Here is a 14,807-nt window from a genome sequence, read left to right on the forward strand (position 1 = left end):
CGGGGGCCCGTCCGCTCAGGCGACCGGCGGGGCGAGCAGGCTGAGCCGGAATTCGTCGGCCGGCACGGGGCGCGACCACAGGTAGCCCTGTGCGCTCGTGCAGCCGAGCCGGCGAAGCTCGGCGGCCTGCGCCTCGGTCTCGACGCCCTCGGCCACGAGGTCGAGGCCCAGGGACTGGCCCAGCCGGACGAGGGTCGTCACGATCGCCCGGCTGCGCACGTCGTCGAGCATCGCCGCGACGAACAGCCGGTCCACCTTGATCATCGAGATCGGCAGCTCGATCACGCGCGTCAGCGGGCTGTACCCGGTGCCGTAGTCGTCCGCCGCGAGGCCGATGCCGATCCGTCGCAGCGCCGCGAGGTCGGTCAGCAGCGCGTCGCTCACGGCGTCGAGGTGCGTCTCGGTGAACTCGAGCACCAGACGGGCGGGCGGCAGGCCGGTGCGCGCGAGGACGCCGCTCACCACGTCGAGGAAGTCCGGCTCGTCGAGCTGCCGCGCGCTGACGTTGACGTGCACCTGGACGTCGTCGGCCGGCCAGCCCACCGCGAGGCGGCACGCACGCTCGAGCACCCACGCGCCCACCCGCGGCATGAGCCCCGACGCCTCGGCGACGTCGAGCCACTCGGCCGGCGCGAGCACGCCGCGCGTCGGGTGCCGCCAGCGGACCAGCGCCTCGGCCGCGGTGGTGCGCCCGTCGAGCAGGTCGACCACGGGCTGCAGGTAGACCTCGAGCTCGTCGCGGTCGAGCGCCTCGCGCAGCTCGGCCTCGAGCTCGACCGCACGCGTGGCCCGCGCCCGGTGCTCGTCGGAGTACACGACCGCACGCCGCTTGCCGGCCTCCTTGGCCGCGTACATGGCGGCGTCCGCGTCGCGCAGCAGGTCGTCCGCCCGGGCGCCCGCGGTTCCCCACGCGATGCCGATGCTCGCGCCCACGGAGAAGGGGCGGCCGCCCACCATCGTCGGCGCAGCGAGCGCCTCGAGCACCTCGGCCGCGAGCTCCTCGCCCTCCTCGGGCCCGCGTGCGTGGGGACGCAGGACCACGAACTCGTCCCCGCCCTGCCGGGCCGCGACGTCGTCGGGCCGCAGCAGCGAGCGCAGGCGCTCGGCGACCTCGACCAGCACCACGTCACCGTTGGTGTGACCCGCGGTGTCGTTGACGTGCTTGAAGTCGTCCAGGTCGCAGAAGAGCACGACGACGCCCGCACCCTCGGGCAGCGTCCGCAGCGCGAGGTCGATCCTGTCGCGCAGCAGCGTGCGGTTGCCCAGGCCCGTGAGCGAGTCCTGGAGGGCCTGCGCCGTCAGCCTGTCCTCGGCCGCACGCCGCGAGGTGACGTCGACCATCTGCGCGACGAACAGCCCGTCGCCCGCGGACGAGGGCAGCGGTGAGATCGCGACCTCGACCCAGCGCGTGCCGTCCCAGCCGACGAGGGCGAGCTCGCCGTGCCAGCCCGCGAGGCGTCCCTCGGCGATCGCAGCGACGGCGTCGGTGAGCATCGCGCGGTCGCCCTCCTCGAGGCGCCCCGTCCACGAGGTCCCGACGAGGTCCGTCTCGCTGCTGCCGAGGATCCGCGCCGCCACCGGGTTGAGCTCGACCACGTCGAGCCCGCCGCCACGGTGCCGGCCGAGGCCGTCGGCCGGGGCCTCGGCGGGCTCGGCTCCCGGCTCGCGACGACCGCCACGACGCTGGAGGTCCGCCTCGGCACGCGTGTCCACGTGCCCCGCCTCGCACCGCCGCAGCAGGAGCGTGCCGAGCAACGCCTCGCTGAAGCCCAGCCGGAACAGCCGCTCGCTCGCCTCGACCCGCTCGAGCGCCGCGCGCCGCTGCGCGACCGACACCGCGACCGGGAGCATGATCAGCGCGGCCGCCACCATGTACGCCTGCACGAGCGAGGTGCTCGCGGTGCTGGCCTCGCCCAGCCTCGCGGCGAACGGCCCCCCGCCCGTGCGGCTCAGCCACGTGAGCAGCACGCCGAGCACCAGGAGCTGCGTGGTCACGGTGCGCGTGCCCAGCCGCAGCGCGCCCCAGACCAGCAACGGCATGGTGAGGAAGCTCAGCGGCAGCGTCTGCTCGGGGCCGAAGATCACCACGGTCGCCACCACGACGGCCGCCCACTGGAGCGCGGCCTCGAACCCGCGCCCCGGTGCGCGCGAGCCGAGCACGCGCATGCCGAACGGCACGATCACGAGGATCGCGGCACCGTGGCTCGTCATGACGGTGCGCGCGGTCACGAGGAACCCGCCGTCGGTGCCGAACGCCACGGTGGCGCCCGCCAGCGCGCCCATCGTGACGATCCCCATCGCCGTCGCCACGAACAGACGGAACACGTCCTCGAGCGAGCGCAGGCTCGGCCGGCGGCCGTCGCGCGTGAGCCACCAGGCGACCACGAACGCCTCGAGGGCGTTGGCCAGGCCGAAACCCGCCGCAACGGCCGGCTCCCGGCCCGCGACGACGTTCGCGACGGCGCTCAGCACGGCGACGACGGCGACCGCGACGAGCCTGCGCGCACGCGTGGGGGCCCAGGCGATCGCGATGACCGAGACGCCCGCGGCCGGCCACCAGGCGGCGACGCCCGTGTCCGGAGGGGCGAGCGCGACGGCTGCCGCGGCCAGGCCGAAGACCGCGGCTCCGAGGCCCACGTAGGTCAGCAGGCCGTAGGACGCCAGGGCTGCGGCCACGCGACGCACCGACGACGGTCCCATCGCGCCTCCTCCCGAACGGCCACCGCGGCCGTGGTGCCCCCACGGCGCCATCGTGCCCAGCATCCTTCCACGCGGCCCCGCACGCACGAGGGGTGAAAACACGGGCCTCGGCACCCTCGGCGGGCTGGGAGAATCCTCGGGTGCTCCGCCCCTACCGCGAGGTGCTCGCGCACCCCGGCGCCGTCGCGTTCTCCGCGGCCGGCGCACTCGCCCGGCTCCCGATCTCCATGGTCGGCATCGGGATCGTCCTCATGGTCTCGGACGTGTACGGCTCCTACGCCCTCGCGGGGCGCATCTCGGCCGTCCAGGTGATCACGCACGCCATCTGCTCGCCGCTGCTCTCGCGCCTCGTCGACCGCCGCGGCCAGGCCCGGGTCATGCGGCCCGCCGTCGTGCTCACCGCGCTCGGGATCGGTGGCCTCGTGGTCCCCGCGCTGCTCGGCTGGCCCTCGTGGACCCTGTACGCGGGTGCCGTCGTCGCGGGGGCGAGCGCGGGCTCGATCGGGGCCCTGGTGCGCGCGCGGTGGTCGTACGTGCTGCACGACCCTCGCACCCTGCACACGGCGTACTCCCTCGAGTCCGCGGTCGACGAGCTCGTGTTCATCGTCGGCCCGGTGCTCGCGACGCTGCTGGCCACCGGGGTGCACCCGGTCGCGGGGCTGGTGGTGCCGATGGTCGCGGTGCTGCTCGGGGGCGTCTGGTTCCTCTCGCAGCGCGGCACCGAGCCACCGCCCAGCGCGCGCGAGCCCGGGACGAGCCACCGGCACGTGATGCTCTCGGGCGGCATGGTCGCGCTCGCGGCGGTCTTCGTGTGCATGGGCGCGGTCTTCGGCGCGACCGACGTCGCGACGGTCGCCTTCGCCGAGGAGCAGCAGAACAAGGGCGCCGCGGGCCTGGTGCTCGCGATCTTCGCGGCGGGGTCCATGATCTCGGGCCTCGGCTACGGCGTGCGGCACTGGGTGAGCCCGCTGTGGCGCAGGTTCGCGATCGGGGTGGTCGCGCTCGCCCTCGGCGTGACCCTGTTCTTCGTGGTGACGAACCTCGTCGCGCTCGCCGCCGTGATGTTCGTGGTCGGCTTCGCGATCGCGCCGACCCTCGTCAACGGCAACGGACTGGTGCAGCAGCTCGTCCCTCGGACGCAGCTCACCGAGGGGCTCACCTGGGTGGGCACGTCACTCGGTGTCGGGGTGTCGCTCGGCGCGTCGATCGCTGGTGCGGTGATCGACGCGCGGGGTGCGCACGCGGGGTTCGCCGTCGTCGCGCTCTCGGGTGTCGCGGCGGCGGTCGCCGCGCTCGCGGGACTGCCCGCGCTGCGCAGCCGCACGGCCGTGCCGGCGATCCCCCACGCGGGTTGAGGCGCTCCCGCCTCAGCCGAGCGTCGTGTCGAACAGCGAGCCGAGGCCCCAGGTGACCGCGGCAGCGGCGCCACCGATCGCGAGCTGACGCAGCGCACGCAGCAGCGGCGGGGCGCCCGAGATCAGGCCGACGACGGCGCCCGTGGCGAGCAGCGCGAGGCCCACGGCACCGAGGGCGACGAGCACCGCGACCGTCCCTTCGAGGCCGACGAGCCACGGCAGCACCGGGATGAGCGCGCCCGACGCGAAGAAGAGGAAGCTCGAGACGGCGGCGCCCGTCGCCGTGCCGACCTCCTCGTGCGCGTCGACCACCGTGTCGGCGTGGAACTCGCGGCTCTCGTGGCCGAGGCGCGCGATGTCGTCGAGCACCGCATCGGCGCGTGCGCGGGCCTCGGTCGCGTCCAGCCCGCGGGCGCGGTAGACGAGCTCGAGCTCGTTCGCGTCGAGGTCCAGGTGCGGCAGCGCCTCGTGCGCCGCGGGGCTCGGGGTCGAGGCCGCGAGCAGCTCGCGCTGCGAGCGCACCGAGATGAACTCGCCCGCACCCATCGACAGCGCACCCGCGAGCAGCCCCGCGAGGCCGGTCAGCAGCACGGTCGCCGTCGGTGTCCCGGCGGCCGCGACGCCGATGACCAGCGCCAGGTTGGAGACGAGGCCGTCGTTGGCGCCGAAGACGGCGGCGCGGAACGTCCCGGCGAGGCGCTGGCGACCCCGTGTGGCGAGGGAGCGCACCACCTCCTCGTGGATGCGCTCGTCGGCGGCCATCGCAGGCGTCGCGTCGGCGTCGAGCTCGTACGTCGCGCGGGCCTCGGCCCGCTGCGCGAGCGCCAGCACGAAGACCGAGCCGAAGTACCGCGCGAGCCGCGCGAGGATGCGGAACCGCACGTCGCCGCGGCGCGGCTCACCCACGTGGTCGCCCAGCAGCTGTTCCCAGTGCGCGGCGTGGCGGCCCTCGGCCTCGGCGAGCGCGAGCAGGATCTCGCGCTCCTCGCCGTGGCGGTGCCGCGAGAGCTCGCGGTACACCGCGGCCTCGGCGCGCTCGTCGGCCAGGTGCCGGCGCCACCGGCGCAGCTGGGCAGGGGTCGGTGTCACGACGCCCAAGCCTGCCACCTCGCTGCCGGCATCCCGGCCCCGAGGTCCCGGGCCCCACCGCGCGCGGGCGGTGGGACGCAGACGTCAGGGGGCGGCGGCGCGCAGGCGCTCGAGCAGCGGACCGGCGGCGGTGTCGAGGAACTCCTGCTGCTTCTCGTCCCCGATCTGCACCAGCGCGAGGTCCGTGAACCCGGCGTCCCAGAAGGCCGATGCGGCCTCGACCACGGCGTCCAGGTCGGGCCCGCACGGGATCGACGCCGCGACGTCGTCGGGCGTGACGAACTGCGTCGCCGCCTCGAACGCCTCGGTGGTCGGCAGGTCGGCGTTGACCTTCCAACCGCCCGCGAACCAGCGGAACTGGTCGTGCGCCCGCGCGACGGCGGCCTCACGGTCCGGGTCCCAGCTGATCGGCATCTGCCCGATCTTGCGCGTACGGCCCTTCCCGGCGTCCTCGCGCGCGGCGTCCCAGCGCGTGATCAGGTCGCCGTCGGGCTCGACCGCGACCAACCTGTCGGCGAGCGGTGCGAACCGCGACACCGACTGCGGGCCGGACACCGCCACACCGATCTCGACGGGCGTCTCCGGGCGGTCCCAGACGTGCGCGGAGTCGACCCGGTAGTGCTCACCCGAGTACGTCACGCGCTCACCCGCGAGCAGTGGCCGGATGATCTCGATCGCCTCCTCGAGCATGTCGTGCCGCTCGCCCACCGCGGGCCAGCGCTCGCCGACCACGTGCTCGTTGAGGTTCTCGCCCGCGCCGAGGTTGAGGCCGAACCGCCCATCGCTCAGCACGCCCAGGGTCGCGGCCTTCTGCGCGACGACGGCGGGGTGGTAGCGCAGGATCGGCGCCGTCACGTAGGTCATGAGCTCGATCCGCTGCGTCGCGTGCGCGACGGCGCCCAGCGTGCTCCACACGTAGCCCGCATGGCCCTGGCTGTCGAGCCACGGGAAGTAGTGGTCGCTCGCCACGGCGAGGTCGAAGCCGACGCGCTCGGCGGCGGCGGCGTAGTCGACGAGCTCGCGCGGCCCGCTCTGCTCGGTCATCAGCGTGTACCCGAATCTCATGCCTCAGCCTCACCCGGGATCGCCCGTCCGGCACCTCGAGCCCGCGGGCGGCGGCGAGGACGGTCAGGCCGGGGCCCAGGGCTCGCGGGACGTACGGACCACGCGGCGCGTGCGGGCGGCCTCGACGACGGCGAGGCCCACGAGGTGGTCCTGCGCGGCCTCGGCGAGCGGGTACGGCGGCTCCCCGTCGCCGCGCACCCAGGCCCGGGAGCGGTCGAGCAGGGTCGCGACCGCGATGTCGTCGTCCGACAACCGCGCGCCCAGGTAGGGGTTGCGGTAGACGACGCGCCCCTCGAACGAGAGGTGCTCGAGGTCGGCCCGCTCCATGTCCTGACCGATGCCGTGCTGCCGGCGCGCGAGCAGCGACGTGACGCTCGCGCGCGGGTCCACCCACCGCTGCACCGCGTCGTCGGCGAGCTCGCCGTGGCTCCCGCGCACCAGCACGCGGTCCTGGCGCAGGTCGTTGCGCGGCTGGTTGGTCGTGAAGTCGTAGAACGCGCTGAGCCCGTCGCCCAGGTCGAGCAGCGCGAGGGTCGTGGTGACGTCCGACGGCTCCGTCGCCCCTGTCCAGCCCGCCCGTGAGCGCGGGTCCATGAGCGGGGCGGTGTGCTGCTGACCCGTCACCTCGACCGGCCCGAACAGGTCGGCCTCCGCCCCACCCGCGCGCAGCAGGCCACGCACCAGCGCGAGCGCGTGGTACTGGTGCGTCGAGGAGACGTGCACCGACGTCGCACGGCCCACGGCCCCGTCCGCGAGCACCCGTGCGCGGGCGGTGTGGCCCGGCAGGAACGGGCTGTGCTCGGCCACCTGCACGAGGCCCGACGCGCCGACGTCGTGCCACACGTCGCGCAGGGCGGGCGCGTCGGGCGCGGGAGGGGTCTCGGCGAGCACCGGGACGCCCGCCGCGACGAGCTCGCGGACCAGGCCGGGCGTCACCGACCACGGGGTCGAGGTCACGACGAGGTCAGGGAGCACGGGATGCGCCCGCAGCAGGTCTGCGACGGACCTCCACGTGGGCACGCCGTGGGCGGCGGCGACCTCCTGGCCCCGCTCGGCGGTCCGGGTCACCACACCGAGCAGCTCGAATCGCTCGGGCAGCGCACGGGCCATGCGGAGGAAGAACTGTGCACGCCACCCGCTGCCGACGACGGCGTAGCGCAGCGGGTGGGCGGGCGTCTCGCTCCAGGAGGTCATCACCCCATCCTGAGGCCGCGCGACCCCAGGCGCCCAGGTGGCTCCCAGGTCCAGAGCGTACGATCGAGCGGTCCGCGCCGCGGACGTCCCGCGGGACTCCCCCGCACGCTCCCCAGACGAAGGATCGCGCCTGTGCGCCGACTCGCCGCCGCCCCTGTCGCCCTGATCGCCACGGCCCTGCTCCTCGCGGGCTGCTCGGGCGACGCCGAGCCCGAGGCGACGCCGTCGCCCACGCAGGAGGCGCCCACCGTCCCCGAGCCGAGCGCGGACGACGTCGCGGCCCTCGACGACGTCACGCTCGAGGGTGAGGCGGGCGCCCCGCCCACGGTCACCTTCGACCAGCCGTTCGACGTGAGCGCGGCCGTCGCCCGCGTGGTCGACGAGGGCACGGGTGACGCGCTCGAGCTCGGCCAGGAGCTCCAGGTGAACTACGTGGTGCTCTCGGGTGAGGACGGCTCGCAGCTCGCCTCGACGTGGGAGCTCGGCTCGCCCGAGCGCCTGTCGTTCACCGACCAGGCGCTCGTCCCCGCGCTGATCGAGGCCCTCACCGACCAGCAGGTGGGCACGCGCCTGCTGTTCGCCGCGCCCGGGACCGAGGGCCAGGCTGCGACCGAGACCACGCAGGAGATCCCGGCGAGCCCCGCGACGGTCATCGCGATGGAGGTCGTCGAGGCGACCTTCCCGCGTGCCGAGGGCGAGCCGGTCGAGCCGCCCGCGGGCCTGCCGACGGTCGAGCTCGGCGAGAACGGCGAGCCGTCGATCGAGATCCCGGCCGACGCCGAGAAGCCGACCGAGCTCGTGGTCCAGCCCCTCATCAAGGGCGACGGGGCCGTGGTCGAGGCCGGTCAGAACGTGCGCATCCACTACACGGGCGTGCTGTGGGACGGCACCGAGTTCGACTCCTCGTGGGGCCGGCAGCCGCTCGAGGCCGTGATCGGCGCCGGTCAGCTCATCGAGGGCTGGGACGAGGGCGTCGTGGGACAGACGGTCGGCAGCCAGGTGCTGCTGGTGGTCCCGCCCGAGAAGGGCTACGGCGCCGAGGGCAGCGGAACCATCCCGGGCGACGCGACCCTCGTGTTCGTCGTCGACATCCTCGAGGCGACGGCTCCCGTCGGCTCCTGACCTCGGCGGGCCCACCCGTCACCGCACCGACCCCCGTCGCGCACGTCGCGGCGGGGGTCGGCCGCGTCAGAGGTGCTCGAGGTCCAGGTGGAACGCGCCCACGAGCTCCTCGCCCGGCGTGAGCACCTGGAGGCCGTGCGTCTCGACGCCGTCGGCGAGGAGGTTGAACGCGTCGTTGGCGTTGGTCACCGGCTCGACGGCCACGTAGCCGCGCCCGCGCGGTGCGTAGACCAGGGTGTGCGCGAGCACGTCGTCGGCCACGAGGTCCACACCCACACCCGACTCCGGCCACTCGAGGCGCACGGGGCCGCCCGCGGGGTCACGCACGAGGCAGTCGTTGAGCAGCTCGCCGTCGAGGCGACGCAGCTCACGGAAGTCGAGCAGCCGCGGCACCGGCCCGGCCGGGCCCGTCGGCAGGCCCGCGTCGAGCGGGTACGCGGCGCGCGCGGGCAGTCGCAGGCTGAGCTCCGAGAGGGCCGGGTCCACGAGCCCGCGGCGGAAGAACGGGTGGTGGCCGAAACCCGCGGGGAACGGCTCGTCCGCGAGGTTGCGCACGTGCGTGCGCACCGTGAAGCGCGGCCCGTCGAGCGCGTACGTGACCGTCGCACGGAAGTGCCACGGGAAGTTCGCGCCCACCGCCTCGCGCGTGTCGAGCTCGAGGGTCACGGCCACCGGTGAGTGCGCGGTGACGCGCCACGGGTACTCGAGCCCCGTGCCGTGCATCGCGTTGCCGTCGGGCGAGTTGGGGCGCAGCTGCCAGGTGCGGCCGTCCCAGCGCAGCACGCCGTCGCGCACACGGTTCGAGAACGGCACGAGCACGTAGCTCGAGCAGCCCCACGGGGTGCGCCGCGCCGCCGCGCGCGTGGGACGCAGCAGATCCCGCCACTCGCCGTCGGGCCCGCGCACGCGGCCGTGCGAGAGCGACGCACCCGCGGCGGGCAGCACGCCCACCTCCCACACCGAGCTCGCGATCGCGAGCACCCTGTCGTCACGCATCGGGCCTCCCGGGCCTCGCAGGCCCACCCCGGCGGCCGCGTGGCCGCGGGGGTGGGAGCGGTCGGGCGCCCCCCTGGATGAAGCGCCCGACCGCCGTCAGAGGGTCGCCGTGATCCGGACGACCGAGCCGGCCGGGGCGTAGGGGACCGTGGTCCCCTCGACCGCGACGCCGTCCACCTCGAGGCGGGCGCGGGCGCCGTCGGCCCCCGAGTTCACGACGGTGATCTCGTAGGTCGCCCCGCGGGCCACGCGACGCACCGTGAAGCGCGGGACGTCCGGACCGATCTGCGGGTCGACCACGAGGCCGTCGTGGTCGGGGCGCACGCCCAGCAGGTACTGCGAGACCGCGACGAAGTTCCACGCGGCCGTACCGGTGAGCCACGAGTTCTTGGCCTCGCCGTGCCGCACGGCCTCCTTGCCCGCGATCATCTGCGCGTACACGTACGGCTCGAGCCGGTGCACGTCGCTGATCTGCTCGCGGTAGGCAGGCGTGATCCGGCGGTAGTAGTCGAACGCGCGCTCACCGCGGCCGAGGACGGTCTCGCCGATGATCACCCACGGGTTGTTGTGGCAGAAGATGCCGCCGTTCTCCTTGTACCCGGGCGGGTACGTCGAGACCTCGCCCATGTGCACCTGGTAGGTGGTGTACGCCGGGTACTGGAGCACCATGCCGTGGTCGGTCGCGAGCATCTCGCCCACGGCGTCGAGCGCCTGCACGGCCGGCGCCGAGGCGTCGTCGGGCCCCTCGCCCACGCCGATCCCGGCCATGACCGCGAAGCCCTGGGGCTCGATCCAGATCTTGCCCTCGGGGTGCTCGTCCGTGCCGATCTTGTTGCCGTAGTAGTCGTACGCGCGCAGGAACCAGCGGCCGTCCCAGCCGTGGGTCAGCACGGCCTCACGCATCGCCTCGACCTCCGCGCGCGCCGCCGCCGCGACGTCGGCGAGGCCGCGCCGCTCGGCGATCTCGGCGTACTCGGCGCCGTAGAGCACGAACTGCGCCGCGATGAACAGGGACTCGGCGACCCCGCCGGCCTGGTTCTCGGTGGTCTGGAACGACTCGCCGGGCTCGTTCGAGAAGCAGTTGAGGTTCAGGCAGTCGTTCCAGTCAGCGCGCCCGATGAGCGGCAGGCCGTGCGGGCCGCGGTTGTCGACCGTGAACCGGAACGAGCGGGTGAGGTGCTCGAACAGCGTGTCCGCGAGGGCGTCGTCGTTGTCGAACGGCACCTGCTCGTCGAGGATCGACCAGTCGCCGGTCTCCTTCAGGTACGCCGCGGTGCCGGCGATGAGCCACAGCGGGTCGTCGTTGAAGCCCGAGCCGATGTCGTTGTTCCCGCGCTTGGTGAGCGGCTGGTACTGGTGGTACGCGCTGCCGTCGGGGAACTGCGTCGCCGCGATGTCGAGGATGCGCTCACGCGCGCGCTCGGGCACCAGGTGGACGAAGCCCAGCAGGTCCTGGTTCGAGTCCCGGAAGCCCATGCCGCGGCCGATCCCGGTCTCGAAGTACGACGCCGAGCGCGACATGTTGAACGTGACCATGCACTGGTACTGGTTCCAGATGTTGACCATCCGGTCGAGCTTGTCGTCGGTCGACTCGACCGAGTACGTCGACAGCAGCTCGGTCCAGTAGGTGCGCAGGCGCTCGAACGCCTCGTCGGCCTGGGCGGTGGTCGCGAAACGCGAGAGCAGCGCGTGCGCACGCTCCTTGTTGATCACCTGGTGGGCGTCGTCGGCCCACTTCTCGTCCTGCGGGTTCTCGACGTAGCCGAGCACCACGACGAAGGTCTGCGAGGCCCCGGGCTCGAGCTCGACCTCGAGCGCGTGCGAGCCGATCGGGTACCAGCCGCTCGCCACCGAGTTGCCTGCCGTGCCGCGCAGGGGCACCTCCGGGTCCGCGAACCCGCGGTACACGCCGCCCACGAACGTGTCGCGGTCCGTGTCGAAGCCCGCGGCACGTGTGTTCACGCCGTAGACGGCGTAGTGGTCGCGGCGCTCGCGGTACTCGGTGCGGTGGTAGATCGCGCTGCCGTGCGGGCCGTCGGGCTCCACCTCGACCTCGCCGATCGACAGGTTGCGCTGGTAGTTGGTCTGGTCGTCCTGCGCGTTCCACAGGCAGAACTCGACGAACGTGAAGAGCGTGAGCTTCTTGGTCGCGTCCGAGGTGTTGGTCACCGTGATCTTCTGGACCTCGGCGGTCTCGCCCATGGGGACGAAGAGCAGGGTCTCGGCGCGCACGCCGCCCCGCTCGCCGGTGATGCGCGTGTAGCCGAGCCCGTGGCGCGCCTCGAAGTGGTCGAGCTCGGCCTTCATCGGCGTCCACGAGGGGGTCCACACGTCGCCGTCGTCGTGGACGTAGAGGTAGCGGCCGCCCTCATCGGTGGGCACGTTGTTGTAGCGGTAGCGCGTGAGGCGGCGCATCTTGGCGTCGCGGTAGAACGCGTAGCCCCCGGCCTGGTGCGAGACGAGCGAGAAGAACTGCTCGGAGCCCAGGTAGTTGATCCACGGGTAGGGGGTGTGCGGCGTCGTGATGACGTACTCGCGGCTCTCGTCGTCGAAGTGCCCGTAGCGCATAGCGGTGCAGCCCCTTGCTCTCTCTACCTCGTCGTGGCCGAGCGGGGCGCGGGAGCGCTCCCCAGCTGGCGCCGGGAGCGACGGCCCCGGCGGGCGGGCTGATCGTCGACGACCTGCTCCGCCGCGCGCGAGAGCGCTCCCATGCGGCCGCGCCCATGATAGCCACACACGCCCGGCCCCCGGCAGGCCCTTTCTCCGCGCTTCGCGGCCACCCCCGCCGCCACCCACCGCCCGCCACCACCCGCCGAGGTCGCCAGTCCGCGCCGAGGTCGCCAGGTGCAAGCCACGACCTCGGCGTGAAGTGGCGACCTCGGCGGAGGTGGTGCGCTGGGCAGGGGTCGGCGGGGTGGAGGGGTGGGCGGGAGGGGCGATGGTCCTGTTCACGTGGGGAGGTGGCGTGGCTAGCCTGGCGACCTAGGGCCACTCCGACGAAGGAGATCCGACATGGACCAGGCAGCGACGCCGAGGATCCGCAACGTGGCCCTGGTGGGCCACAGCGGTGTCGGCAAGACCACGCTCGCGGAGGCACTCCTCCACAGGGCCGGGGTGATCCCCCGCGCCGGGCGCGTCGAGGACGGCGGGACGGTGTGCGACACCGAGCCCGAGGAGGCCAGACGCGGGATGACCCTCGCACCCGCGGTCGCGCCGTTCACGTGGACCGCGTCCGACGGCGAGACGTACAAGGTCAACCTGGTCGACACCCCGGGGTACGCGGACTTCGTGGGCGGCGTGGACGCGGCTCTGGCGGTGGTGGACCTCGCGGTGGTGGTGGTGAGCGCCGTCGACGGGGTCGAGGTGGGCACCGAGACGGTGTGGCGCAGGTGTGTCGAGGCGGGGATCCCCCGCCTCGTCTTCGTCACGAAGGAGGACAAGCCCCGCGCGGACTTCCACCGCGTGCTCGCCCAGCTGCGGTCGACGTTCGGCGCGGGCCTGGTGCCGCTCGAGCTGCCGATCGGCGAGGAGGACGCGTTCCACGGGGTCGCGGACGTGCTCTCGGACCAGGGTTTCGAGTACGACGCCGACGGCACGCACCACACCGCGACCATGCCCGACGACGTCGCGGCCGAGGAGCGCGCGCTGCACGAGGAGGTCACCGAGGAGATCGTCTCGGGCGACGACGAGCAGCTCGAGCGCTACCTCGCGGGCGAGGTGCCGACGGCGGTCGAGCTCGAGGCGACCCTCGCCCACGAGGTGCTCGCCGGGACCGAGGTGCCCGTGCTGGTGGGCTCGGCGTTCTCGGAGGTCGGCGTCGACCGACTCGCCGACTACCTGTGCGAGGTGGGCCCAGCCCCACGGGCCACGCGCGTCGTCGTCGGCGACGAGACCGAGCTGAGCGTCGAGCCGGACCCCGACGGCGACCCCCTGGTGCACGTGTTCCGCACGGTGGCCGACCCCTTCGTCGGGCAGGTCTCGCTGCTCAAGGTGCTCTCGGGGACCATCCGCAACGACGACCACCTGGTCAACACGGCGACGGGCACCGACGAGCGGCTGCACGGCCTGTTCCACCTGCGCGGCAAGGAGCACCTGCCCACGGGCGCCGTCGTCGCCGGGGACATCGCGGCCGTCGCGAAGCTGACGGCGTCGCCCACGGGCTCGGCGCTCGCGCGACGCGGCACGCCGGTGCGCGTCCCGGCGCCACCCGCAGTCGCCCCCGCGTACGCGCTCGCCCTGGTCCCCGTGACCCAGCAGGACGACGACAAGCTGTCGGGGGCGCTCGCGCGCCTGGTCGCCGAGGACCCGACGCTGTCGGTGGACCGGATCCCCGGGACGGCCGCAGCTCCCGGTTCGTCCCAGCCCGTGCTGCACGCCCAGACGGTCCTCCGTGGCACCGGCGACGTGCACCTCGCGGTCGCGCTCGAGCGGCTCGCACGCAAGTTCTCGGTCGAGGTCACCACCGAGCCGGTGCGCGTGGCCTTCCGCGAGACGATCGCCGGGACGGCCGAGGCCGAGGGCAAGGTCAAGAAGCAGTCGGGCGGGCACGGGCAGTTCGCGGTCTGCCAGCTGCGCGTGGGTCCGACCCCGCGCGGTCACGGCAACACGTTCGTCGACTCGATCGTGGGCGGAGCCATCCCGCGCAACTACATCCCCGCCGTCGAACGCGGGGCCATGGAGGCGATGGAGGCCGGCGGTCTGCACGGGTTCCCCGTGGTCGACGTGCAGGTCGAGGCCTACGACGGCAAGTACCACTCGGTCGACTCGTCGGACATGGCGTTCCGGACGGCGGCGGCCCACGGTCTGCGCGAGGCGCTCACCAAGGCCGGCACCGTGGTGCTCGAGCCCGTGTCCCGCGTGCGCGTGGTGGTGCCCGGCGAGCTGCAGGGCGACGTGCTGGGCGACCTCTCGGGCCGGCGCGGGCGGATCAGCGGCTCGGACGTGCTGCCCGACGGGCGCAGCGTGATCGAGGCGATGGTCCCCGAGGCCGAGCTCGCGCGGTACGTGCTCGACCTCCGCTCGCTCACGGGCGGCCGGGGCTCGTTCACCGCCGAGCACGACCACTACGACGCCGTCCCCGCGAACCTCGTCGACCGCGTGCTGGGCGCCGCCCTGGTGTGACACCGGCGCCGACCCGCACCCTCCGGCTCCGGCTCCGGCTCCGGCTCCGGCTCCGGCTCCGGCTCCGGCTCAGCGTGACGCCCGATCTCCCGTGGGCCCGCCCGCCCGCCGCCTGACAGGGGGAACGGGTGGACATCTCCGCGCATCGCGCGGCGAAGGTCACCC

At 74.0% G+C, this 14,807-nt stretch carries 9 protein-coding genes; 3 read left to right on the forward strand and 6 right to left on the reverse strand.

Going from position 1 to position 14,807, the window contains the following annotated elements; translation table 11 throughout:
* Positions 1 to 15: 15 nt before the first annotated feature.
* Complete coding sequence (locus tag GXB85_RS12665; protein ID WP_161918023.1) at positions 16 to 2,700, reverse strand: EAL domain-containing protein; 2,685 nt, start codon at positions 2,698 to 2,700, stop codon at positions 16 to 18.
* Between the two features lie 140 nt (positions 2,701 to 2,840).
* Between GXB85_RS12665 and GXB85_RS12670 the strand changes: the two genes are divergently transcribed.
* Positions 2,841 to 4,055, forward strand: a complete 1,215-nt coding sequence (locus GXB85_RS12670) for an MFS transporter (protein ID WP_161918024.1) — start codon at positions 2,841 to 2,843, stop codon at positions 4,053 to 4,055.
* 12 nt (positions 4,056 to 4,067) lie between these two features.
* On the opposite strand, the gene GXB85_RS12675 is transcribed toward GXB85_RS12670, so the two are convergent.
* From GXB85_RS12675 to GXB85_RS12685, 3 genes are all read right to left on the reverse strand, one after another.
* Positions 4,068 to 5,144 carry a VIT1/CCC1 family protein gene (locus tag GXB85_RS12675; protein WP_370524221.1) on the reverse strand — a complete coding sequence of 359 codons (1,077 nt, stop codon included), beginning with the start codon at positions 5,142 to 5,144 and terminating at the stop codon, positions 4,068 to 4,070.
* 84 nt (positions 5,145 to 5,228) lie between these two features.
* Positions 5,229 to 6,209 carry a TIGR03557 family F420-dependent LLM class oxidoreductase gene (locus GXB85_RS12680; protein ID WP_161918026.1) on the reverse strand — a complete coding sequence of 327 codons (981 nt, stop codon included), beginning with the start codon at positions 6,207 to 6,209 and terminating at the stop codon, positions 5,229 to 5,231.
* A 63-nt stretch (positions 6,210 to 6,272) separates the two neighbouring features.
* A complete protein-coding gene (locus GXB85_RS12685; RefSeq protein ID WP_161918027.1) occupies positions 6,273 to 7,403 on the reverse strand; it encodes a Gfo/Idh/MocA family oxidoreductase in 1,131 nt (376 codons plus the stop codon).
* 132 nt (positions 7,404 to 7,535) lie between these two features.
* Between GXB85_RS12685 and GXB85_RS12690 the strand changes: the two genes are divergently transcribed.
* Positions 7,536 to 8,525 (forward strand): FKBP-type peptidyl-prolyl cis-trans isomerase, encoded by a 990-nt coding sequence (locus tag GXB85_RS12690; protein WP_161918028.1) that lies wholly within the window; start codon positions 7,536 to 7,538, stop codon positions 8,523 to 8,525.
* 66 nt (positions 8,526 to 8,591) lie between these two features.
* Here the strand turns inward: GXB85_RS12690 and GXB85_RS12695 are convergent, their stop codons facing one another.
* Positions 8,592 to 9,521: an aldose 1-epimerase gene (locus GXB85_RS12695; RefSeq protein ID WP_161918029.1), complete on the reverse strand. Its 930-nt coding sequence runs from the start codon at positions 9,519 to 9,521 to the stop codon at positions 8,592 to 8,594.
* Positions 9,522 to 9,617: 96 nt separating this feature from the next.
* On the reverse strand, positions 9,618 to 12,089 hold the full coding sequence (locus GXB85_RS12700; protein WP_161918030.1) for a GH36-type glycosyl hydrolase domain-containing protein: 2,472 nt from the start codon (positions 12,087 to 12,089) through the stop codon (positions 9,618 to 9,620).
* Positions 12,090 to 12,533: 444 nt separating this feature from the next.
* On the opposite strand from GXB85_RS12700, the gene GXB85_RS12705 reads away from it, so the two are divergent.
* Entirely contained in the window at positions 12,534 to 14,642 is a 2,109-nt protein-coding gene (locus tag GXB85_RS12705; RefSeq protein ID WP_161918031.1) for an elongation factor G, read from the forward strand.
* Positions 14,643 to 14,807: the final 165 nt, after the last annotated feature.

This window comes from Cellulomonas sp. APG4, assembly GCF_009996735.1.
In the GTDB taxonomy this organism is placed as follows: Bacteria; Actinomycetota; Actinomycetes; order Actinomycetales; family Cellulomonadaceae; genus Actinotalea.

Coding starts and splice junctions, on each gene's coding strand:
- GXB85_RS12665 (WP_161918023.1), bottom strand. CDS start 2,700: ATGGGACCGTCGTCGGTGCGTCGCGTGGCCGCAGCCCTGGCGTCCTAC.
- GXB85_RS12680 (WP_161918026.1), bottom strand. CDS start 6,209: ATGAGATTCGGGTACACGCTGATGACCGAGCAGAGCGGGCCGCGCGAG.
- GXB85_RS12685 (WP_161918027.1), bottom strand. CDS start 7,403: ATGACCTCCTGGAGCGAGACGCCCGCCCACCCGCTGCGCTACGCCGTC.
- GXB85_RS12695 (WP_161918029.1), bottom strand. CDS start 9,521: ATGCGTGACGACAGGGTGCTCGCGATCGCGAGCTCGGTGTGGGAGGTG.
- GXB85_RS12700 (WP_161918030.1), bottom strand. CDS start 12,089: ATGCGCTACGGGCACTTCGACGACGAGAGCCGCGAGTACGTCATCACG.
- GXB85_RS12705 (WP_161918031.1), top strand. CDS start 12,534: ATGGACCAGGCAGCGACGCCGAGGATCCGCAACGTGGCCCTGGTGGGC.